The sequence below is a fragment of the Prevotella sp. P4-67 genome (assembly GCF_002251325.1).
GTDB lineage: Bacteria > Bacteroidota > Bacteroidia > Bacteroidales > Bacteroidaceae > Prevotella.
Genome location: NZ_NPJL01000025.1, coordinates 67,770 through 90,612, shown reverse-complemented (window position 1 = coordinate 90,612; position 22,843 = coordinate 67,770). Strand labels below are relative to the sequence as shown.

At 46.2% G+C, this 22,843-nt stretch carries 28 protein-coding genes; 25 read left to right on the top strand and 3 right to left on the bottom strand.

Features of this window, described 5'->3' with window-relative positions; genetic code table 11:
• Positions 1 to 19 precede the first annotated feature (19 nt).
• From CIK92_RS13335 to CIK92_RS04230, 8 genes are all read left to right on the top strand, one after another.
• Positions 20 to 565, top strand: a complete 546-nt coding sequence (locus CIK92_RS13335) for a hypothetical protein (protein WP_144289325.1) — start codon at positions 20 to 22, stop codon at positions 563 to 565.
• A complete protein-coding gene (locus tag CIK92_RS04260) occupies positions 565 to 1,086 on the top strand; it encodes a CpXC domain-containing protein (RefSeq protein ID WP_158214729.1) in 522 nt (173 codons plus the stop codon). The genes CIK92_RS13335 and CIK92_RS04260 overlap by 1 nt, the downstream gene beginning before the upstream one ends.
• Before the next feature lies 1 nt (position 1,087).
• Entirely contained in the window at positions 1,088 to 1,423 is a 336-nt protein-coding gene (locus CIK92_RS04255) for a hypothetical protein (protein ID WP_094388278.1), read from the top strand.
• Between the two features lies 1 nt (position 1,424).
• Positions 1,425 to 3,206 (top strand): AAA family ATPase, encoded by a 1,782-nt coding sequence (locus CIK92_RS04250; RefSeq protein WP_094388277.1) that lies wholly within the window; start codon positions 1,425 to 1,427, stop codon positions 3,204 to 3,206.
• 15 nt (positions 3,207 to 3,221) lie between these two features.
• Positions 3,222 to 3,695, top strand: coding sequence for a TerB family tellurite resistance protein (locus CIK92_RS04245; RefSeq protein ID WP_094388276.1), 474 nt, complete (start codon positions 3,222 to 3,224; stop codon positions 3,693 to 3,695).
• Positions 3,696 to 3,713: 18 nt separating this feature from the next.
• Entirely contained in the window at positions 3,714 to 4,061 is a 348-nt protein-coding gene (locus CIK92_RS04240; protein ID WP_094388275.1) for a hypothetical protein, read from the top strand.
• A 17-nt stretch (positions 4,062 to 4,078) separates the two neighbouring features.
• Positions 4,079 to 5,080, top strand: a complete 1,002-nt coding sequence (locus tag CIK92_RS04235) for a toll/interleukin-1 receptor domain-containing protein (protein ID WP_094388274.1) — start codon at positions 4,079 to 4,081, stop codon at positions 5,078 to 5,080.
• A gap of 74 nt (positions 5,081 to 5,154) precedes the next feature.
• Entirely contained in the window at positions 5,155 to 5,454 is a 300-nt protein-coding gene (locus CIK92_RS04230) for a DUF6804 family protein (RefSeq protein ID WP_094388273.1), read from the top strand.
• A 195-nt stretch (positions 5,455 to 5,649) separates the two neighbouring features.
• Here the strand turns inward: CIK92_RS04230 and CIK92_RS04225 are convergent, their stop codons facing one another.
• Both CIK92_RS04225 and CIK92_RS04220 read right to left on the bottom strand, forming a co-directional pair.
• Positions 5,650 to 5,826, bottom strand: coding sequence for a hypothetical protein (locus tag CIK92_RS04225; protein ID WP_027455083.1), 177 nt, complete (start codon positions 5,824 to 5,826; stop codon positions 5,650 to 5,652).
• A gap of 60 nt (positions 5,827 to 5,886) precedes the next feature.
• Positions 5,887 to 6,474 carry a hypothetical protein gene (locus CIK92_RS04220; RefSeq protein WP_094388272.1) on the bottom strand — a complete coding sequence of 196 codons (588 nt, stop codon included), beginning with the start codon at positions 6,472 to 6,474 and terminating at the stop codon, positions 5,887 to 5,889.
• Positions 6,475 to 7,422: 948 nt separating this feature from the next.
• On the opposite strand from CIK92_RS04220, the gene CIK92_RS04215 reads away from it, so the two are divergent.
• From CIK92_RS04215 to CIK92_RS04150, 17 genes are all read left to right on the top strand, one after another.
• Positions 7,423 to 8,040, top strand: a complete 618-nt coding sequence (locus tag CIK92_RS04215; protein WP_094386646.1) for a YqiA/YcfP family alpha/beta fold hydrolase — start codon at positions 7,423 to 7,425, stop codon at positions 8,038 to 8,040.
• Complete coding sequence (locus CIK92_RS04210) at positions 8,024 to 8,317, top strand: DUF1294 domain-containing protein (protein ID WP_094388271.1); 294 nt, start codon at positions 8,024 to 8,026, stop codon at positions 8,315 to 8,317. Before CIK92_RS04215 ends, CIK92_RS04210 begins: the two co-directional genes overlap by 17 nt.
• A 6-nt stretch (positions 8,318 to 8,323) precedes the next feature.
• Positions 8,324 to 8,488 carry a hypothetical protein gene (locus tag CIK92_RS13685; protein WP_158214728.1) on the top strand — a complete coding sequence of 55 codons (165 nt, stop codon included), beginning with the start codon at positions 8,324 to 8,326 and terminating at the stop codon, positions 8,486 to 8,488.
• Between the two features lie 425 nt (positions 8,489 to 8,913).
• The gene (locus CIK92_RS04205) at positions 8,914 to 9,447 is read left to right on the top strand and encodes a methylated-DNA--[protein]-cysteine S-methyltransferase (RefSeq protein ID WP_094388292.1); all 534 of its coding nucleotides are present in this window, start codon (positions 8,914 to 8,916) and stop codon (positions 9,445 to 9,447) included.
• Between the two features lie 416 nt (positions 9,448 to 9,863).
• Positions 9,864 to 10,622, top strand: a complete 759-nt coding sequence (locus CIK92_RS04200; protein ID WP_094388270.1) for a YaaA family protein — start codon at positions 9,864 to 9,866, stop codon at positions 10,620 to 10,622.
• Positions 10,623 to 10,639: 17 nt separating this feature from the next.
• Positions 10,640 to 11,107 (top strand): peroxiredoxin, encoded by a 468-nt coding sequence (locus CIK92_RS04195; protein WP_094386092.1) that lies wholly within the window; start codon positions 10,640 to 10,642, stop codon positions 11,105 to 11,107.
• A 253-nt stretch (positions 11,108 to 11,360) separates the two neighbouring features.
• Complete coding sequence (locus CIK92_RS04190; protein WP_094388291.1) at positions 11,361 to 11,834, top strand: PaaI family thioesterase; 474 nt, start codon at positions 11,361 to 11,363, stop codon at positions 11,832 to 11,834.
• Between the two features lie 2 nt (positions 11,835 to 11,836).
• On the top strand, positions 11,837 to 12,250 hold the full coding sequence (locus CIK92_RS04185) for a secondary thiamine-phosphate synthase enzyme YjbQ (RefSeq protein ID WP_022311077.1): 414 nt from the start codon (positions 11,837 to 11,839) through the stop codon (positions 12,248 to 12,250).
• 69 nt (positions 12,251 to 12,319) lie between these two features.
• Entirely contained in the window at positions 12,320 to 13,369 is a 1,050-nt protein-coding gene (locus CIK92_RS04180) for an alcohol dehydrogenase (RefSeq protein WP_094388269.1), read from the top strand.
• A gap of 248 nt (positions 13,370 to 13,617) precedes the next feature.
• Positions 13,618 to 14,454: a 4-(cytidine 5'-diphospho)-2-C-methyl-D-erythritol kinase gene (gene ispE, locus CIK92_RS04175; RefSeq protein WP_094388268.1), complete on the top strand. Its 837-nt coding sequence runs from the start codon at positions 13,618 to 13,620 to the stop codon at positions 14,452 to 14,454.
• Positions 14,455 to 14,463: 9 nt separating this feature from the next.
• On the top strand, positions 14,464 to 14,991 hold the full coding sequence (locus tag CIK92_RS04170) for an NUDIX domain-containing protein (RefSeq protein WP_094388267.1): 528 nt from the start codon (positions 14,464 to 14,466) through the stop codon (positions 14,989 to 14,991).
• 98 nt (positions 14,992 to 15,089) lie between these two features.
• Positions 15,090 to 16,655 (top strand): acyl-CoA carboxylase subunit beta, encoded by a 1,566-nt coding sequence (locus tag CIK92_RS04165; RefSeq protein WP_094388266.1) that lies wholly within the window; start codon positions 15,090 to 15,092, stop codon positions 16,653 to 16,655.
• A gap of 17 nt (positions 16,656 to 16,672) precedes the next feature.
• The gene (locus CIK92_RS13895; protein ID WP_173823482.1) at positions 16,673 to 16,822 is read left to right on the top strand and encodes a hypothetical protein; all 150 of its coding nucleotides are present in this window, start codon (positions 16,673 to 16,675) and stop codon (positions 16,820 to 16,822) included.
• Positions 16,823 to 16,830: 8 nt separating this feature from the next.
• Positions 16,831 to 17,256 (top strand): biotin/lipoyl-containing protein, encoded by a 426-nt coding sequence (locus CIK92_RS04160; protein ID WP_022311084.1) that lies wholly within the window; start codon positions 16,831 to 16,833, stop codon positions 17,254 to 17,256.
• 186 nt (positions 17,257 to 17,442) lie between these two features.
• The gene (locus tag CIK92_RS14185; RefSeq protein WP_256387328.1) at positions 17,443 to 17,574 is read left to right on the top strand and encodes a hypothetical protein; all 132 of its coding nucleotides are present in this window, start codon (positions 17,443 to 17,445) and stop codon (positions 17,572 to 17,574) included.
• 428 nt (positions 17,575 to 18,002) lie between these two features.
• Positions 18,003 to 18,803 (top strand): glycogen/starch synthase, encoded by an 801-nt coding sequence (locus CIK92_RS04155; protein ID WP_094386216.1) that lies wholly within the window; start codon positions 18,003 to 18,005, stop codon positions 18,801 to 18,803.
• A gap of 16 nt (positions 18,804 to 18,819) precedes the next feature.
• The gene (locus tag CIK92_RS04150) at positions 18,820 to 20,238 is read left to right on the top strand and encodes a DUF4270 domain-containing protein (protein WP_094386100.1); all 1,419 of its coding nucleotides are present in this window, start codon (positions 18,820 to 18,822) and stop codon (positions 20,236 to 20,238) included.
• 153 nt (positions 20,239 to 20,391) lie between these two features.
• Here the strand turns inward: CIK92_RS04150 and CIK92_RS04140 are convergent, their stop codons facing one another.
• Entirely contained in the window at positions 20,392 to 22,827 is a 2,436-nt protein-coding gene (locus CIK92_RS04140; RefSeq protein WP_094388265.1) for an ATP-dependent helicase, read from the bottom strand.
• Between the last annotated feature and the right edge of the window lie 16 nt (positions 22,828 to 22,843).

The following is a 22,843-nucleotide window of genomic DNA, read 5'->3' as shown; positions in this document are numbered from 1 at the left end:
ATCCCTAAACTCATAGATTATGGATTTATCTAATTACGAAAATGAAATAACAATTGCCAGGGAATCTTCTACCCCACAGGTAAAAGAGATTTTTGATAGGTCAGAACAAGTAATTAATAAATTACTTCGTACCAAGACCATTGATAATCCACTTGTCAATTTGCCAATTGTGACATTCGATTTAACCAAAGAGTGTGTAGCAATTTTGAAAGAAATGGAACCACATGTGGCTCCAACAGACAACATTTATAATCTACAGGCCGCGAAGTTATTTAACATCGTTAATAATATTCAAGCCTATTGGGGTAAGTTGTACACTGCATCTATTGTTAACAAAAGCGGTATTCCTGATAACGAATCGGTTAGCAAGATGTTAGATTTGCTAAAAGCAAGCATGTTAGAAATAACTAAGTTAAATCTTGCTGATGATCTAAAAACTGAATTAAATGACAAACTAAAGAATTTAGGTATTCACAAAACACTTAATTCGACTCCATCTGGGTCTGGATGTATGGTTGTCATTGCCGTTCTTATAATGTCTGTAACACTTTTAACTTTGATATAATGAGTAAACTCATAGATATTACTGTTACATGTCCTCAATGTGGACAAAAGTACGAAACCAAAGTGTTTAGAACACTCTGGGGAGATGGAGGAACTGCTGAACAGAATAGTCTTTCTAACGATAATGTTAATGTCGTTGAGTGCCCACATTGTCACTATTCATTCAGGGCACCTCTAGCCATGATGTATGTGGATTGCAAAAAAGGCTTTGCTGTATGGTGGGAACCTATTCATGATTCCGGCATAGACAATGATACCATTGCATACAGCAATATGTTTGGGGCTGATAGCTATTATGCTAAAGCTCCAAGAATACAAGATTGGGAAGATTTCAAAGATACCGTCAAGAAATACTATACAGGTGAATTGAAAGCTAATCCTATTACAAAATTTGATATTAATGCATTAAAAGGAGTTGCAGCTGGCAACAAATCCAAGAAAAGCGGATGTCTGGGATTTGCAATACTTTTAATTGGTTCAATCACATCATTACTTATTACAGGACTAAATATTATTCTTTAATATGAAATGGAATAGCCCCAAGTTTATTAATATTCGGTATCGCACAACAGTTTTTATATCCAAGCTGTTTAATTCTAAGCTGTTTTGGTTGCAAGTGTGTGCAGTGGGAATATGGATAATGGTGATTCAAGGATTCATCCATGAAGATAGTGGTGCACAAAAAGTATATGTTGTGGGAGGTAATCTTGATGCGCAAGTTTCTGGTTCTGTAGATGTAACCAATACTGTAGATGTGAATTTAGAAGAAGTTATCGGTCACACTGTTGGATGTCACCGATCATACACAAAAGATGGTCGTGAATATCAAGCTATAGACGTATTTAAATCAAATTGGTAATATGCTTACAAAGAAACAATATATAGACTCTTACATAATTACCTTCCCCATAAAGGAAGGTGCTTATGCTGAAACCTATCGTGTTAAAGATTCTGAAGGCAAAAACTATTTCTTGAAATTAATTGATTTTGCCAAACTTCACCATACACAGTTTGATGACGATGAGCATGTTTTAGAGGTTGAGATCGCAAAGCAGTTACATCATCCAAACATAGCAAATTATCATGATTCAGGTGAAATACAAATCAATGGAAAAAGATATGTTTATATTGTTTTTGATTTTATAGCAGGAGAAACCGCAGCACAGCAAACAACAAGAGAACAGTGCTGTTCTGTATATGATGCAAAACAAATAACATTAGGGGTACTTAATGGATTGAGCTTTTTACATGGTTTAGATAACCCAGTTATTCACAATGAAATAACCACTCAGAATGTCATGTTAGACATTTCTGGCGGGGTACCAGTACCGAAAATTATCGATTTCGGTTACGCTCGTTATCAAAGCCAAAGCATAAGTTCTTTTATGCTGAAAGGACTTAATCCATTCTATTTGGCTCCTGAAGCATTAAATGGTATTTTTTCAATTCAATCTGATATATTCTCAGTTGGTGCTATGTTATATCACCTACTATATGGTATGCTCCCATACTATACTGATATTTCAAAGGTTAAAGGAGATAGAAACGCATTACTTACAGAAATATCAGAAGCACGAACTCGTCCATTAAGAATACCCAATAAATCCATCTTTGAAATGGACGAGCAATTGATTAATACCATGTCCAAAGCATTGGCTTTGGACGTTGAAGATAGATTTCAATCTGCTGACGAGTTTATAAAAGCAATTAAAGGTGAAATCAAAGTTGATCGTATTACACATAAGCCACAATCTACCTTCGTAGAGAATAGCGATACCCATGAAGAGAATAAAAACATCAACAGGAAAGTCGGAAATGGATTTAAAGATGTCGCTGGTATGACACAGCTAAAAGAGCAACTTCAATCAGATGTCATCGATTTAATTCAAGATCCAGAACAAGCAAAGCAACTTGGTATATCCATTCCAAACGGATTGTTGTTCTACGGGCCTCCTGGATGTGGAAAAACATTCTTCGCTGAGAAATTTGCGGAGGAAGCTGGTTTTAATTATAAATATATCAAATGTTCGGATGTAGCTTCACCATATATACATGGAGGACAAGACAAGATTGCGGCCATTTTTGATGAAGCACGGAAGAATGCACCTACAATTCTGTTTTTTGATGAGATAGATGCTATGATTAAAGATCGTAGCAAACATAATAATGTAAGTGAAGCCGGAGAAGTAAATGAATTTCTTGCTCAATTAAACAATTGTGGCGAAGATGGAGTTATTGTAATTGGAGCCACAAATAAGCCTGATGATATTGATGAAGCTGCTTTGCGTGCCGGCCGTCTAGAGTTCAAATATTATATACCGCAACCAGACGCAGAGACCAGAGCATCTATTTTTGAGATAAATCTTTCAAAACGTAAGGTCGATTTTGGTATCAATTATGATAAACTTGCAAGTTTAACAGAGAATTATATATCTGCAGACATAAAGATGATTGTTGATAATGCTGCTAGACTTACGTTCAGGCGTAAATTGGGTAAAATCACCCAAGAGACCCTTGAAGAAGTGATAGCTTCATCTAAGCCTAGTATATCGATTGATGTAATAAAAAGACATGAAGAAATAAGAGACAAATTCATGGGTCTTAAGAAAAGTGAGCCTAGAAGAAAAATTGGTTTTAACTAATAATTTATATTTATCATGGATAAGGAATTGTATCTAAAAACTGCCTTTTGTTGTATGGCATGTGATGGAAACATTGCAGAAGAAGAAGTACAACTCATTAGAGATTACACCAAAGAGTCTTTAGTGTTTCAAGGACTTGATGTGGAAAAATTATTGAATGATTATATCAAAGCAATTAACGCTACTGGAATGTCATTCCTTAATTCATACCTTTCTGAAATCAAGTCAATTGATATGACTGAGACGGAGGAACTACAACTGGTCAAAATAGCCATTCAAATGATTGAGGCTGACAAAGAGGTATTGTATTCCGAAATCAAATTCTTTAAGCGTATTAGAAAATGTTTGTCTGTATCTGACGAAGTGATTTATAGGGAATTTCCCGACAAAGAAGATTTCTTTTTGCCGGATATAGCTCAGCAAGAATATGAATTCGTTTTGGAATCCGAGTTTGCTTCTATTCAATTTAGTTTGGAAGATGCGCAATAAACAATAATACTTTTCACCATGTTTGATACACTAAGCGATAACCAGAAAAAAGCCTTAGCTCGTGTCGGATTGGGCATTATGGGGATTTCATATGGTGGAAGAATTAGAACCAATGAGCCCGATATATATGCTCTATTCGTTGATTTCTTTTACGTTGATTCGCAAGAAGAAATTATACCCATCTTACAAGATATTATTAGGATGGATCAAAGCGAAGCAACCGAAATCGCGAAACAGTTAAGCAATCGCGAAAAGGACGAGTTCCGTACATATATGGTTGATGCCGCCAGAAATGATGGCAGAAGACTTCTTGCTATCGCGGCGTTCATGCAAAACATTGGATTTAATTCGAGTTACTTTGACTAAATGGACTCATAAAAAGAATGGCAGAGTCATACGATATATTCATAAGTTATTCAAATAAAGACCGTCAAATAGTCCACAAGTATGCAAAATTCTTAGAGGATTATGGATATAAAGTGTGGTATGATGTCAAAGGTCTCTATGGCGGAGCTAAATTTGCGGGTGTAATAGCAGACGCTATCGAGGCTTCAAAATTGTTTGTGTTTTTTTCTTCTGAAAATTCCAACAAATCAGAGTGGACAAAAGGAGAAATATTTCTGGCTCAAAAATTCGGCAAACAAATACTTCCTGTACGACTTGATGATTCCGATTATGAAAAGTCCGTAATGATAGTTCTACTACCATTACAATATATTGTTTGTAAGAATGGAGTATCTCCTGGGGCTTTAGATGAATTACAGAATGCAATCAATAAATTCATAGGTGAACCGCCAAAAAGGAAAGAGTTAAGTGATAAAAAAAAGATAACGAAACGTCGTTGGGTTAAGCCAAGTCTTTGGCTTTCTGGCTTCTTGTCATTATTTTTTGCTTTTTTCATGATGGTTGTTAGTGGTGAGTACATGATCAATGTTTCTCTATCACTCTTTTCGATGACGATTACATCTTTTCTCTGTTTTCTTGCATGTTTGTATATTGTTTTCCTTGACCAGAAATGGAATGAACGAACAATGACAATAAATCTAGTATATTTATTGGGGATGACATTCTTCTTGTCCTATTCAATTATGGCATTCGGATTATGCTATATAAGCTATGAAGTCTTCTCATTAAATTACCCTAGTATCATTTGTGCTGTTATTTCAATTTATGCATTAATTAAGTTGATGAATTATAAAAAAATTGGGTATTTCATTCTCTGGATATGTGTATTCTTATTTTCAGCAGGTAGTTATTGGTGGCTTATGCATTCTATCATTGCCCCAATCATCATTGCCGTTATAGGTTCCGTTTGTATGCTTGTTTTAACTGGTTTGTTAAAACAAAGGTACAATGACATTTCCATGTGGAGTAAATTGTCTTAAAAAGAAATAACGTCTCATAGATCTGACTCACAAGCGGATGAGTGAATATGAAATATAATTATTGATAGACAACTATGAAATATTTATATCTTATTTTAGCGGCGTTGCTTATGCTTTGTCTTGCTCCTATGCCATATGGCTACTATCAGCTGGTACGATTCATTGCATTGGTTCTGTTTGCAGTGTTTGCCTATAATACTTGGCGGCAAGAGCAACGGTCATTGGCTGTTGTTTTGTGGGCTTTAGCGTTGCTATTTCAACCATTTGTGAAGGTTGCTCTTGGTAGAGCGGTGTGGAACATTGTCGATGTGATTGTTGCATTGGGACTGATTGCTTTATGGTGGTTCGGTCAAAAAAAAGCTGGTTCTGATTGAGCTTTCTACCATATATTAAAGAAGCGTTGAGCTGTTGCATAAACAGAAAAGCCTCGATTTTGTATTAAAAGCATTATAGTTTACTGGAGCCAAGACTGTTAGCATTTATATACGAACAGTCTTGGCTCCAACAATTTTGCCGTCCAAAAGAAAGAGAGCCCAAATGTCAAATGCGACAAATGGACTCTCAAAAATCTATACAATGAAAACTTCGTCTTTATAAACAGGGACTTCTTTGCCGTTGGTCAACTGAACAAGCCATTCTGTACCATAGTCATCAACGATGATGCCGTTGCTGTGACCTTTCCTTGGGAATAGGAGTTCACAAAACGCTCCAATCAAATCGGTGCTGTTATCTTCGTCTGTGTACATAGTTGTATGTATTATGCGATGGTATGCCATCGGTAGCGACCGCATACCACCGCAGGTTAGTTATTCAAAGGTAAATTGACGGATGTAGAAGTAGGTGTCATCATCGTCATACTCATACTCATTGATGAAGTTCATCATTTCCTCGTCAGTGCGTTCACCTTGGGCGATGTTCATCTTCTCACACCAATCATTGATAGCATCTTTGAGGGTGGTGTAGATGTCATCACAAGCATCCTCGAATGGTTCACCGCTGGAACTGACTGCTACCTCTTCAGGGAAGAAGTCGCCTTCATCATGCACATAATAGACCTCACAGCCACATTCACAGACTCTGTATGAGATAGAGAGTTCATCCCATAGCAGATGGTTAATCTCCTCGAATAACTCGTTGCAAGCATCCCATGCTGTTTCTGTCTCAAAGGATAGCAGATAGTAGTCATTGGCTGGGTCTTCCTCATACTCTGCCCAATAGATGTGACCACGAACACTAATTTGCTTTGTTTCGTAGTCAATGCCGTAGTGCTCTGCCAACTGGTAAAGCCAGATGTTTTTACTGTTCACCTCCATCTTTTGGAGTGTGCTCCACAGGTCGTTCACAGCCTTGCGTGTACCTGTCACCTTGTAGGTGGTTGTTGCTTGATTTGCCATAATCTTGAAGTTTTTATTTCCCTTCTGTAGATTTCTCTACTTTCGGGAGTGATTAGAAATTATGTTGCTTCACAAGGTGTTGTGACCATCAGCACAAGGTTATGGCTCCAAATACAACCCGTATGGTGTGGAGATTTTGAGTCATACCAATGGATCACCTTGGGTAGATGAAAGAACAACAGTTACCTTTGCAACCTAATTTCATCGACTCACGAAAGCAGAAACGGCAGTCCTTTATTATACGCATACGCGCACGAAGGATTCTGAGGATATAAGTTTATTTGCCGTCCAAAAGAAAGAGAGATGGCTTGGTTCAATTGGACAAGGGTCGGTTTAGTTTATTCCCATATTAAATATCCATAACCTAAACTAAACCTTTTATCTTCCGGCTATAATATATATTTGTTGCGCAGAAGGGACAGAATAAGAGCCTGGAGGGATACGGAGGGACAAAAGTGTCCCCCGAGGGACAGATTTCGAAAAATGCCACAAAGGGACAAATAACAGTGTCAACACTTTTTAACAAGCCAATTTTGAATTATAAAATGCGCCCATTTTTTGTCAGATTACAAAGATATACAAAGAACTGCAAAGATAAATGTACCTAAAGGGACAGAAATTGGAAGTCGCACTTCACTCGCTTCACAGAGAATACAAAAATGTGCAAAAATACGTGTTAACGAATGTGAATATACAAAGAACTGGAAAAACGTCTTTGCAGATGTTTGTATATTTTATTTTTGACGGCAGCTTCATTTGCAGATTTTTGTATATTTTCCGTCCCTCCTCCGTCCCTCGGCATAGTATCTATCCCCCGTAATTGGAGGAATATACGCTGATTATCAGCGACTTATATTTGCAGATTTTACATTCTGCATCGGCAAGTAGAGTCACACAGCATTTGCATTTTCAAGCATTTCATAGATGGTCGGAATTAAAGATTTGGGCATGAAGAAAATACTATTCTTACACGGTTTCTTTGCCACAGGCAGTTGCCCGATGGCGAAAGCCCTGCAAGAGGCTTTCGTGGGGAAGGCGGTGGTGCTGACTCCCGACTTGCCACTCCATCCCAGGGAGGCATTGAAAGCGATCAGCACCATTATCGACCGGGAGCAGCCCGACTTGCTTTTGGGCAACAGCTGCGGAGCTTTTCTTGCGCAGATGCTTGCACCTGTGGTGGACATCCCTGCCCTACTCGGCAACCCACATTTCAAGATGACGGAGTTTCTGAAAGAGCGCATCGGCGAGCATGAATACAAGGCGCCACGAAGAGACGGCAATCAGCGACTGGTGATTGACGAGGCGCTAATTGCGGAGTTTGCTGAGCTGGAAGCCATACAGTTTGCCCATTGCAACCCATATTACAAGAATCGTGTGTGGGGACTTTTTGGTGAGAAGGACACACTGGCTAACTTCTCGCCTCTTTTTCTGGAGCACTACAGCAACGCCTTCCACTTTCCTGGCGGCCACACTCCTACAGAACAGGAAGTGAAGACCTGGTACGCTCCTCTTGCCACCAAAATACTCATAGAGTTTTCTGAATACTATAATGAACACTTTGCATAGTTGCCTCTCCTACTATCTTCTTGCCATCAATGCTGTTACGTTCATAGTATACGGCATTGACAAATACGAGGCCAAGAAAGCGATGTGGCGCATTTCGGAAGCCACACTTTTGATGCTGGCTGTCCTCGGTGGAAGCATCGGAGCATGGATCGCCATGCGAGTTTGGCGCCATAAGACGATGCACAAGAAATTCAAATATGGCATTCCTGTCATTCTTTTGATACAGATTGCCCTGATAGCGTATATGCACATACCTATGTGGAGCCATATTTCTTGAGGTAATATGGCTAAGGCTATAGATTACCCTGCCGACACACGTAACAAGAGCCGAATATGGTTTATTCAACTATGCCTTGCAAGAAGAAGAAAGACCGAATGTCATCAAGCCTACATTATAAACAGACAAGCCTTCGATGAAGATGACAAGGACCACAGCCCAGAGCAGTAGAAACGCAGTACCGATCTGTGTAGTAAACCAGAAGCCCGCCTTCACTCTATCGTATACTGGAGTTAAAATAAACAGTAGTTAAATCTACACGAAAAGTGTCTGGTTTCCACCAAATCCGTTTCTATGACTAATAAAACGCGACTGCTTGGCTTTCCGCGAAACACTGGTGACCATCTGTTCTGCGTTGCTGCAGCTTGCGTGTGGAGTCAATATGATGGCTATACGCATGTTTTCGTTGCTGATTACTACAATTATCGTACGTCAACTTTTGATTTTTAGCAAAGTAAACGTTACAGCTTATCGCTAATCGCCAGATTAGAATACCAACATTTTTTAACATGATAAAATCAAGATTAGCTGATATTTTCCGTTATTTGAGTACATTGAGACTATTAGCAGCCAACTACAACTATAAAATGACTAATATGAAAAAAGGCGTAGCCTGTTTACAGTATTATAAGTCGCCTTGCGGAGAGATGGTATTGGCTTCTGTTGATGATGAATTGTGCCTATGCGACTGGAACGACATGCCTTGTTCTGAGCGCAATATGAGACGAGTCATGCGGATGATGCGTGTAGAATTTGCAAGACGCAGTTCGGATGTTATACAACGGGCCATGGGGCAACTGGATGAATACTTCACAGGAAGCCGCATGACCTTTGACATCCCATTGCATCTCTGCGGAACCGAGTTTCAGAAGCGAGTGTGGCTGTCACTGCCATACATTCCTTACGGAGAGACCAGAAGCTACAAGGACATTGCCGTAGGCATCGGTCAACCGAATGCCGTGAGAGCGGTGGCACAGGCCATCGGAGCCAATGCCATCTCCATCCTCGTTCCTTGCCATAGAGTAATCGGATGCAACCATACTCTGACCGGTTATGCCGGCGGACTGGATGCCAAGAAGAAACTACTGGAGTTGGAGCGACGAGAGTCATTCGCGCAGCCATACTTATGACGCCAAGCAAATGCCAACTCATATTGTCTTTTACCACCCATAAATTGTTGTCAAACTGATCCAAGCTCACCGCGATGGTTTTCGTGGGGAAATGGGGGTTGGAATTATTTCTTTCAGGCTGCGAAATAATCGGTTCCGGGTCTGAATTCATAGTTTCGCCTTGTGAAACTGATTTTACGATGACCATACTATAGAATTGGCGGCGCTGTGACTGGAATTGCCTTACGGCGCAGAAGACATCTTTCATGGTATAGGTCAAGTTTTTGGCCATATTGCTTGCATATTTCAAGGATTTTTTAGAATTTTGTAAAAAGGTATTGCCGAACGAAGTTTCGGTGCATGCACCGATGACTTGCAGCCCTGTATGGCTGACTTCGGGCATACCCAAATAAAATCCAAAGAACACGCGAGAGAATATGCAGATACTATTGGCCAATGCAAAAATCATGTTTGACAAGGCGGAGAGGCCACCTCTCACTACCCCACTCTTCCAATCGACCGCCGACACTCTGGCTGCCGAAATGGCGAGAATGGACGTGGACGAACTGGCACGCCAACTGGACTGCAGCCACAAGATAGCTGCCGAAAACCTGAAGCGATATCACGCCTATGCCACGGCGACCAAGCTGCCAGCGATACTTGCCTACAACGGGCAGGCATACAAGCACCTCAGAGCTGCCTCACTGAGCGATGCAGCCTTAGGATATGCGCAGAAACACCTCTGGATAACATGCTTTCTCTATGGCATACTTCGTCCCATGGATGGTATCGTGCCCTATCGCATGGAGCATTGTGTATCATTAGATGCCACCAATGACAAACCGGTCAATCTGTTTTGGAAGGACAGGCTGACAGAGGTGCTCATAGACAGCGTGAAGATGGACGACGGTATTCTGATACACCTCTCGACCGAAGAATATGAGCATCTGTTCGACTGGAAGAGAGTCTGCCAGGAGGTGAGAGTCATCCATCCCTTGTTCTATGTGCGACAGCGAGACGGCCGTCTCAAGATGCAGGCCGTGTGGGCCAAGTCGTGCCGTGGAGCAATGGTAAGATACATAGCTAACAACCAACTGGTCAGCCCTGCAGAATTGACCACATTCAGTTACGAAGGATTCGAATACGCGCCCCACATGGGCGACGAGGCCTTCCCCCATTTCGTCAGAGAACTATAACCCAATACACCACAACCATGACTATAGGAGATAAAATTCCAGAGATTCTTGGCATAGACCAAGACGGACACGAAATCAAAGCGAGCGACTATCGCGGTCGCAAAATAGTGCTTTACAGCTATCCCAAAGCCAACACCAGCGGATGCACAGCCGAAGCCTGTTCGCTGCAAGCGCACAAGGAAGAGCTGGCTGCCGCCGGCTACGAGATTATCGGCGTAAGCAAGGACAAGCAAGCTCTCCAGAAGAAGTTTGCCGATGCCCACGGCCTGCAGTTCCCTCTCATTGCCGACACTGAGACCACCCTGCTGCAGCAGCTCGGCTGTTGGGGCGAGAAGGTAGCTTGTGGCCGCCACACCATCGGCATCCTGCGTACTACGTATCTCGTAAACGAAGAAGGCATCATCGAAAAGATTTTCACTCCCAAGGAAATCAAGACCAAGATACACGCCGAGCAGATACTTGACGCTATCAATGCCGCCGAGTAGCATCGTCCGGCGATGGCGGTCGGTGGTGGTTTCTGTCATCGTCTGCCTGAATGGGCATGGCGAGTTAGCCTTCGTCATGACCAAGTCCGTCGCCGTGGCAGCATAAGCGAGCGGAAACAGGAGAGCAGCCATCTCGACGAACGCAAACGTGCGCAGCGGAAAGGCAAACGAAACCCTTGAGGGCATATTGCATGTCATGCGAGCGGCTGAGACAATGGCGCTGTCACCAACTCTAACAAAAAGCATTATGGACATCAAGAAGATTATAAACCCATGGACGGGTATGGAAGGCTACAACTGCATCGGCTGTGCCCCAGACAATCCCTTCGGCGTACACCTCTGTTTCTATGAGGACGGAGAGGACATCATAAGCAAGTGGAAGCCATCAGCCAACTATCAGGGGTGGCTCAACACCCTGCATGGAGGCATACAGGCGCTGCTGCTCGACGAAGTATGCGGCTGGGTAGTCATGCGCAAGCTGCAGACCACCGGTGTGACATCGAAAATGGAAACCCGCTACAAGCGGCCGATATCGACAGACGACACGGAGCTTACCATCAGGGCTCACATACGCGAGCAGAGGCGCAACATCGTCGTCATTGACGCGACGCTCACCGACTCGGCCGGCAACATCTGCACCGAAGCCACTTGCACCTACTTCTCCTTCCCTCGCGAGAAGGCTGAAAGAGACATGCAGTTCGTATCTTGCAAAGTGGAGGGCGAATAGTAATGATACAACAAGTGGAATTTGCGCTCGCCGCCAAGCACCGCGGATGTCACCTCGTGACCCGCGAAATCATCGACAGGCTGCCCAAGCCGCTCCCCAAGGCTGGGCTGCTCAATCTCTTTGTCAAGCACACCTCCTGCGCACTAAGTATCAATGAGAATGCCGACCCCGACGTGCGCTCGGATATGGAGAAAATCATGAACCACATCGTCAGGGAGAACGAGCCTTACTACGACCATGTGCTGGAGGGTGCCGACGACATGCCGGCCCATGCCAAGAGTTCGCTCTTTGGCGTCAGCCTCAGCATCCCCATCACCGACGGAAGGCTCAACCTCGGTACGTGGCAGGGCATCTATCTCTGCGAGTTCAGAGACTATGGTGGGCCGCGGCGGATTGTGGCTACTATATATGAATAGGTATAGCAGAGAGCTGTAGACCCATGCCACCAACATAGAAGAACAGATAACTCAAACATCTACTAAATAATGAAAGCATATACATATATCGAAAAAGGCAGATTTGCCCTGACCGAGAAACCGAAACCATCGATACAGGAGTCTACCGACGCTCTGGTGAGAGTAACGCTGAGCAGCATCTGCACCAGCGACCTCCACATCAAGCACGGCAGCGTGCCGAGAGCCGTTCCGGGCATCACCGTAGGCCACGAGATGGTGGGAGTGGTCGAGGCTGTGGGCAGCGATGTGAACAAAGTAAAGGTCGGCGACCGCGTCACGGTCAACGTAGAGACGTTCTGCGGTGAGTGTTTCTACTGCAAGCATGGCTACGTGAACAACTGCACCTCACCCAATGGCGGTTGGGCCTTGGGATGCAGGATAGATGGCGGACAGACCGAATATGTACGCGTTCCGCTGGCCGACCAAGGGCTAAACCGTATTCCGGATGGCGTATCAGACGAACAGGCATTATTCACTGGCGACATACTTGCCACTGGCTTCTGGGCTGCACGTATCAGCGAAATATCCGAAGACGACACCGTGCTCATCATCGGAGCCGGCCCAACCGGTATCTGCACACTGCTCTGCGTCATGCTCAAGCATCCCAAGCGCATCATCGTGTGCGAAAAGTCGGAAGAGCGCCTCGCCTTTGTTAAGGAGCATTACCCCGATGTGCTGCTTACCGTTCCCGAAGACTGCGAGGACTTCGTCAGATCCCATAGCGACAACGGTGGCGCCGACAGAGTGCTGGAAGTGGCTGGAGGCAAGAATACCTTCGCGCTGGCTTGGAAATGCGCTCGTCCCAATGCCATTGTCACTGTCGTGGCACTCTACGACGAACCTCAGACTCTGCCCCTACCCGATATGTATGGCAAAAACCTCACCTTCAAGACCGGTGGCGTAGACGGATGCGACTGCGAAGAGATACTCCGTCTCATCGAGCAAGGCAAGATTGACACCACGCCGCTTATCACTCATCGCTTCCCCCTCAGCGAGATAGAAAAGGCGTACCGGATATTCGAAAACAAGGAAGAGGGCGTGATAAAAGTAGCGATTTATAGCCCCGACTGCGAGCGTTGATCCACTCTATAGTTCGGGGGCTGTCCTCGGCTGCCGCAAGATTATGTCCGCAATGTACCCTGGTCGTACATTGCGGCTTTTCTTTGACATCCCCTCTCCTCATAAGCGCCATTACATACACAGAGGATGCTGGGCAAGAGGTGGAGAAATGACTTTTTAGGGTATCCATCAACACTTTTTTCCTCATATCAAGCGTACGAATAATTATTTTTAACTAAATTTGCAACGCTAATAATTATGATTGCGATATGATTACATTCCCCTGCGCCAAGATTAATCTTGGTCTCAATATTGTAAACAAGCGGAGCGACGGGTATCATGAGCTCCAGACGGTGTTCTATCCCACTAAGCTCACCGATACCTTGGAAATCAAACGCATGGATGACGAATTTCCCGTAGGCACTGCATGCGACCTCAAAATCTATGGTATCCCCGTTGCCTGTAATGAGCAAGACAATCTGGTGGTCAAGGCATACAACCTGATTGCCCAGGACTACGACCTTCCACGCATCCACGCCCACCTCTTCAAACAGATACCATCTCAGGCAGGACTTGGAGGTGGCTCGAGCGATGCTGCTTACATGATACGTCTGCTGGACGAGCGGTTCAGGTTGAATATGGGCAACGCAGAGATGGAGCGCTATGCAGCCAGATTGGGTGCCGACTGCGCATTCTTCATCACAGCCGAGCCGTCGTATGCCACGGGTATCGGAGAGATACTCGAACCGACCGACGGACCATGGGATGCGCTTGACACCTACTATATAGGTATCGTCAAACCAGACATTGCCATCTCTACGAAGGAAGCCTTTGCCCACATTGTCCCACAAATGCCAGCCAAGTGTTGTCGCGACATTGTCAGACAGCCCATCGAGACTTGGCGCGACGAACTCACAAACGATTTTGAGAAACCGCTGTTTGCCCTGCATCCCGAACTTGCCGACATCAAGCAACGCCTGTATCAGGAGGGAGCCATCTATGCACAGATGAGTGGCAGCGGCAGTGCGTTCTTTGGCATCTTCGACCGCAAGGTTGACATCGGTCGTGCGTTCGATGGCATGTTCACTTTCTTTGACAAGCTCTGAGACACGACAATGAAAGACAATCGATACGAACTGTTCCCCATCGTTGACGAAGAAGGCCACTTCCTCGGCACCATATCCAGAGGCCACGCCCACGATGGCTGCAAGATACTCCACCCAGTGGTCCATCTGCACGTAATCAATGACAACGGGGACATATACCTCCAGCGCCGTCCCGAATGGAAGGATATCCAGCCTGGAAAATGGGACACCGCATGCGGAGGTCATGTTGACTTGGGCGAACACATCGAAGACGCCCTACGCAGAGAGGTAAAAGAAGAGATAGGTATAAGCGACTTTGTGCCGAAGTTCGTCACCCGCTACGCCTACGAAAGCACGACCGAATACGAGTTGGTCAACGTCTATTTGTGCCATTATCGCGGCACGATTGTCCCTGACCGCGACGAGCTCGACGGAGGTAGATACTGGAGCATCCATGAGATAGAGCAAGCCATCGGTAACGGCATCTTGACTCCTAACTTTGAAAGCGAATACGTCACTTATCTCCAACCTTACCTCGTTCATCATAAGAGAAAATAACCACGGAATGAATTAAAATATGTTTTTTTTCTCTGATTTGAATGTTTATTAGTAACTTTGCACGAGTTTAGACAATAGAAAACATAAGATATTCGATTATGAGTAAACAAGTAGAAAAGATCAAAGAGCTGATTGCGAAGCGCGAGCAAGCACGTCTTGGAGGTGGCGAAAAGGCAATCGAAAAGCAGCATGCACGTGGCAAATATACAGCTCGTGAGCGTATAGACATGCTCTTGGACGAAGACAGCTTCGAGGAGTACGATATGTTCAAGCTCCACAGATGCCACAACTTCGGCATGGACAAGAAGCAGTATATGGGCGATGGCGTGGTTGCGGGAAGCGGAACCATCGACGGTCGCTTGGTGTATGTATATGCACAGGACTTCACTGTAAATGGCGGTTCTCTCTCTGAGACCATGGCGCAAAAGATTTGCAAGGTGATGGATATGGCTATGACTATGGGAGCCCCCGTTATCTGCATGAACGACTCTGGTGGCGCCCGCATCCAGGAGGGTATCTGCGCGCTTGCCGGATATGGCGAGATTTTCGAGCGCAACATCCTTGCATCAGGAGTAGTTCCCCAGATTAGCGCCATTCTTGGTCCCTGCGCCGGTGGAGCCGTATATTCACCCGCTCTTACCGACTTCATCATCATGAAGGAGCAGACCAGCTATATGTTCCTTACCGGCCCGAAGGTAGTAAAGACCGTTACAGGCGAGGACATTGACGCCGAGCATCTGGGAGGTGCCAGCGTACATGCCACCAAGAGCGGTGTGACCACCTTTACCGCAAAGACCGAGGAGGAGTGCATGGATATGATTAAGACACTGCTATCTTACATTCCTTCCAATAACATGGAAGAAGCACCTAGTTGCGAGTGCGACGACCCCATTGACCGCAAGGCCGACCTGCTCAACGAGATTATCCCCGAGGACCCCAACCAGGCCTACGACATGTACAAGGTCATCACAGCCATTACCGACAACGGAGATTTCTTTGAGGTTCAGCCCAAGTTTGCCAAGAACATCATCACCGGCTTTGCCCGCTTCAACGGCCAGAGCGTGGGTATCGTAGCCAACCAGCCTTCTGCATACGCTGGCGTGCTCGATGTAAACGCTTCTCGTAAGGGTGCACGCTTTGTACGTTTCTGCGACGCATTCAACATTCCAATTGTATCACTGGTAGACGTACCCGGCTTCCTTCCTGGTACAGGACAAGAGTATAATGCAGTAATTCTGCACGGAGCACAGTTGCTCTACGCTTACGGCGAAGCTACAGTGCCAAAGATTACCATCACACTGCGCAAGAGCTATGGTGGTTCGCACATCGTAATGGGTTGCAAGCAGCTGCGTGCTGACCTCAATTTCGCATGGCCTTCATCAGAGATAGCCGTAATGGGTGCCAGCGGTGCAGTAGCCGTATTGTGCGCTCGCGAGGCCAAAGCCAAGAAGGAGGCAGGCGAGGATGTAAACGCATTCCTGGCCGAGAAGGAAGAGGAATACACAGAGATGTTTGCCAATCCTTATCAGGCAGCCCAGTATGGTTACATTGATGATGTGATTGAGCCTCGTAACACCCGCTTCCGCGTATGTCGCGGTCTGGCTCAGCTGGCTACCAAGAAGCAGTCATTACCAGCAAAGAAACATGGCTGTATGCCAATGTAATCAAAGGAGAAACGAATATGGACAAAAATGTTTATGCTGCCATCGCCATGGCACTCTATGAATACAGCGGCAACAACGTGCATGACAAGGAGCCAGGTATCATTACCATCAAGCCACGTCACACTTTGTGGAATGCGAAGTTCTTAGGTGTAACACCAAAACCATAACAGACAAAATGAAAGAATTCAAATATACCATAGAAGGCAAAGAGTACGAAGTTACCATTGCCGCTATAGACGAGAACAATGTGGCTGACATCACCGTAAACGGCGAGAGCTACAAGGTACAGATAGAGAAGGAAGCCGAGCCTGAGAAGAAGAAGGTAGTGCTGGGACAGCCCGTAGAGGCAGCTGCCGACGACGCACCCGCAGCTACCAACGTGAACACTTCCAATGCAATCAAGGCCCCACTGCCTGGCACCATCACTCAGATTTGTGTAGAGGTGGGTCAGGAAGTAAAGGCCGGTGACACTCTGGTAGTGCTTGAGGCTATGAAGATGGCCAACAATATCGAGGCCGAGGCCGACGGTAAGGTTACTGCCATCTGCGTGAAGCCCGGACAGGCCGTACTGGAAGAAGACGCACTGGTTGTCGTAGAATAATAGAACAACAATACTACCGCCAAGAGGCATGGAGAGTCAGCAGACTGTCCATGCCTTTTTTCATTTATTTTCAGAAACTCCGTGATTATATTGGCAATAGCAATATCATTGGTTATGAGAAGCCTGAAGCCATTTCTCTAAACCGTCACGACAACCAGAGACTATGACGAGAAAGACGGCATCGCAATGAGGCGTGCGGCTGATTTCTCCATAACAGACGAGGCAGAGAAGGACGACCATGAAAACCTGGCGGAAAAGTCTATCATGACAGCGACCAAGTATAAAGAAGAAGCGAAGTTGGAAATAGAGAAATCGTGATTGGAAACAATGATTGCAAAGCGCGAAATGACCATATCACAGTTTGAAATACACTATAAAGCCATCAGGAGCATGTTGCCTTTACGATCATTCACAGAGCTGCCATCCACTGACGACGCGACACTATGTTCGCCGGAGTAGCACTCTGCCTACACGATGCTAAAATCGCCGGATTCCGGCACAGAAACGATGCCTCTGCTTGCACTGCCGGACACAATTCCCATGTCGAAAGCAAAGGCGGAGCGCACGACTATAATTGATGTTCCAGAAACGACCAAAAACGGCCCAAAGCAAGCAATTAACTGAAAATTAACCAATTTTAGGGTTGCTTTTGTTTGATTTTAGAAGAAAAAGGGTCTATTCCCGTTTTTTTTTCGTACCTTTGCAGCCAAATGTGGAAACACATAAAATGCATTAATACACATATTATGGCAAAGAAAGTACTATTCGTCAACCAGGAAATCAATCCTTACCTCCCCGAGTCCGCAATGTCAGTCATTGGCCGCGACTTACCTCGCATGACTCAAGACGCCGGCTTTGAGATACGCACATTTATGCCCAAGTGGGGCGTCATCAATGAGCGCCGTGGCCAGCTCCACGAGGTTATCAGACTGTCTGGAATGAATTTGGTCATCGACGACACCGACCATCCACTGATTATAAAGGTTGCGTCAATACCCACTTCAAGAATACAGGTATACTTCATTGACAACGAAGACTATTTCGCCAAGCGCCAGATGGCCATGGACGAAAGCGGCAATGAATACACCGACAATGGTCAGCGTGCCATCTTCTTTGCCCGCGGTGTGCTGGAGACTGTCAAGAAGCTCCGCTGGTCGCCCGACCTCATCGTTTGTCAGGGATGGATGTCGGCCGTCATTCCTTTCTATGTGAAAACCGCCTACCACGACGAGCCCACCTTCGCCAATACCAAGGTTGCCATGGCTTTGTATCCCAACGAGCTCAAAAACATACTCGGCGAGAACTTCAAGAAGACCCTCGAGTTCAAGGAGGCCAACGAAGAACTGCTGAAGCCATACGATGACCACTTTGACCTGATTGAGTTAGGCAAACTTGCCATCGACTATTCCGACGGAGTAATCGAGGGCCAGACACCTATCACCGAGTCGCTCATCAAATATGCAGAGGACAAGCAGCGTCCCCTGCTCCGCTATCCCGGAGAAGACTATGCCAAGGCATATACTGACTTCTTCGACACACTCATCTAATTACATGTAACAATCAATGAAGAAAATTGGATATACTCTCGGTCTGCTCATTTCGCTGATTACATTCGTCGCTTGTGACAACACCACCGACGACATCGGCCAAACCATCATCGGCGGCGCCGACATCGCAATCAAGACCGATACCTTCTCTGTTTCTACCCGCTCGGTACTTGCCGGCTCGGTACTTTCGCGCAACATCACTGCATACCTGGGAAAAGTAAGAGACCCCGAAACCGGCTCCTACGTTACCGGCGACTGCATGATACAGTTCAACTGCCTCGAAGGCTTCTCCTTCCCCAAGAAAGACAGCATCCGCAGTCTTGAGAACGGCGAAATCATTGCCGACTCTTGTGAAATCCGACTGTTCCCTTCAGGCTATTACGGCGACTCCATCACACCGATGAAGATGCGTGTCTACGAAATGGACAAGCCTATGAACGAGGGTAAGAACTACTACTCTGACTATAATCCCCACAACGAAGGTCTCATCGCGTCCAATGCTTATTCGGTAAGCAGACCCTATACTATCTACGACCAAAGTGAGGTAGACAGCATCAGAAACAACAAGTACTACCAGACCAACATCCGTGTATTGCTCAACGACAAATACACCGACCGCAACGGCAACCAATACAAGAATTATGGTACCTATATCCTGAGAAAGTACTTTGCCAATCCCGCCGACTTCAAGAACGACTATACGTTCATCCACAATGTGGTGCCTGGCTTCTTCTTTGAGAATACCGGTGGTCTCGGTTCGATGGCCTATATCGGCAGCAGTCAGCTCAATCTATATTTCCAATACGTATACAACGACAGTGTAATGAAAGGCGTCGTATCGTTTGCCGGTACTGAAGAGGTGCTGCAGACTTCGACCATCACCAACAGCCAGAACATCGCACAGCTGGCCAACGACAACAGCTGCACCTATCTGAAGTCGCCCGCCGGAATCTTCACCGAGATGACCCTGCCCATAGACCAGATATTCGCCGGTCACGACAAAGAGTATATCTCTTCTGCCAAGATTACGCTGAAGCGCATCAACAACACCACCACCAGCAAGTATGCGCTTGGTGCTCCGACCACACTGCTCATCATTCCCAAGTCGGAGATGCGCTCCTTCTTTGAGAACAACAAGATTGTAGACTACAAGTCGACGTTCCTGGCCACTTATACATCGTCTACCAACTCTTATACGTTCAACAACATCTCGGGCCTCATCAATCATCTCAACCAGAACCGCAACAATGCCGACTGGAACAAGGTGGTGCTGATACCGGTGTCGATTGCGTACAGAACAGATGCCACCACAGGCGGACAGACGATAGCCAGCGTGGTACACGACATGTCGCTGACCAGCACACGACTGGTCAAGGGTACAGACGGTGCAGACTCGCCAGTCAAGATAAGCATCATCTACTCTAAATTCAAATAAGAATGGCTGACAACTTCCTGGAACGTCATCGAGAGGAATACGAGAAAAGAAAACAAGCATGGCTTCGCAAGAAGAAGCACTTGCCCATGCTAAGCAATAAACCAAATAAGCCTGAAGACGAAAGTCTTTAGGCTTATTTGGTTATTATACATATTATGACTTGATGGTATATCGGGCAAACTTGAGCAGAAGCTGCTTGCGCCCTGTGTTCTCAAAATCTACTGTGGCCTTGGTATTCTCGCCAGTGCCATCAATCTGGACCACACGACCAACACCAAAACGCTGATGCTCTATGACTGTGCCCACGCTGAGAGCACAATCGGGAGCCGCGGGGGCGGACTGGGGTGCACCCGATGGGGCCACGGTTCGACCGCCATTGGACAGAGCCGACGAGAGTCGACGCAGATTGCCGCCACGCGCCACATACCTCTGCTTGAAGCCCTCGGAGAAGGGGTCTACAGCTGTCTCGGGCTGATGCGGACGGGTAATCTTGGGTTTCCGATCTGCCACAAACTGCCCTCCCACCGGACGGGAGTTCTGCCAGGAATCATCATCCCTACGACCATAACCACTACGGGCATGACCCTGATAGGCAGCGCCGCCACCAGAGTCACCTCGGCCCGACGAGACCACATCAAGAAACTCGCTCGATATGTCGCGGATGAAGCGGCTGGGCGTTGTCATCTCCATCTGTGAATACATCCAGCGGTTCTTGGCACTGGAAAGATAGCAATGCTTCCGCGCACGGGTGATGGCGACATAGAGCAGCCGTCGCTCTTCCTCCAGTTCCTTCAACGAGTTGGACGAGCGCAGACTGGGAAACAGCTTCTCCTCAAGGCCCACAACAAAGACGGTGGCAAACTCCAAGCCCTTGGCGGCATGGATGGTCATCAGACTGATGCGGTCATCATCGTTGTCGTCGGTATCGGCATCGGTCTGTAGCGACACCTGCTGTAGGAAATCAGGCAAAGACACGCGGTCGTCCTGGCCTTCCTCCTTTCTCGACTCGACAAACTCATTGATGCTGCCAAGCAACTCTTCAAGATTCTCCTGACGCGAGCGGCTTTCTATGTCGGTAGAACGGTAGAGGTCGTCGAACACGCCGCTCTGCCTTACAATCATATCGCCCAACTCATAGGCATCCTTATCGGCGAGGTGTTCCATAAAGCCCTCGATAAGCTGGACAAAAGCGCCGAGCTTGGCCATTGTGCCCCGGTTGATATCAAGTTGATAAGCGAACGGATTGCCCAGCACAGTCCAAAGACTCACACCACAACTCTGGGCACAAGAGATAATCTTCTGCAGCGTGGTATTGCCTATGCCGCGAGTCGGATAATTGATGATACGCTTGACGGCTTCTTCGTCGGCAGGGTTGACTACCACACGGTAATAGGCGATGACGTCCTTGATTTCCTTGCGTTGGAAAAACTCGGTACTACCCACGACACGATAAGGCATATTGTCGTTACGGAATTCCTCCTCGAAGATGCGGCTCTGCGAATTGGTGCGATACAGGATGGCAAAATCACGGTAGTCGCACCCCTCGTCACGCATAATGCTGCGTATGGTCTTAGCCACCACGGCAGCCTCTTCCCTATCGCTGTAGAGCTGGCGATAAGTGACCTTGTCGCCATTGTCGTTGCTGCTGAAGACATCCTTGTCAATCTGATACTGATTGTGCTTCATCAGACTGTTGGCGGCATTCACTATCTCGGGCGTTGAACGGTAGTTGCGCTCCAACTTGAAGATATGCACGTCTTTGTAAATACGCTGGAAATTGAGGATATTGTCAATCTGTGCACCTCGGAAGGCATAGATACTCTGGTAGTCGTCGCCCACTACGCATATCTTCTGGTTCTCGCTGGTGAGCAGCAGCACTATCTGCTGTTGCACCGAATTGGTATCCTGATACTCGTCGACCAGCACGTACCTGAACCTGTCGGCGTAGCGTCGGCAGATATCCCCGTTGTTTTTGAACAAGAGGTAGGTATGGATGAGCAAATCGTCGAAATCCATGGCGTTGGCCTGGCGCAAACGGTCCTGATATGCAGCGTAAATCTGATAAGTCTGGTCTACTTTGGCGAACCTGTCCCTGTCGCGCAACTCGATATCGTCGGCATACTGCTTGGGCAATATCAAGCGGTTCTTGGCCCTTGAAATTGCGGAAAAGATGGTCGCAGGGGCATATTGCTTATCATCCAGCTTCATTTCCTTGACTATGGCTTTCACCAGGCTCTGCGAGTCCTTGTTATCATAGATGGTAAAATTGGGCTGAAAACCGATGGCTTCGGCCTCGCGGCGCAGAATATGGGCAAAGACAGAGTGGAAAGTTCCCATATTCAGATACCTGGCCCTATCGGCACCCACCAAGGCGCCAATACGTTCTTTCATCTCACGCGCAGCCTTATTGGTAAAAGTCAGAGCCAATATGCTCCACGGCTCGTAGCCCTGCTGCAGGAGATACGCTATCTTGTAGGTGAGCACACGTGTCTTGCCCGAACCTGCACCAGCTATTACCAATGAGGGACCATCGCTGTAAACCACCGCTTCGCGCTGGCTGTCATTGAGACTGTCAAGAAGTTTATCCATAAGTATGATGTAATTC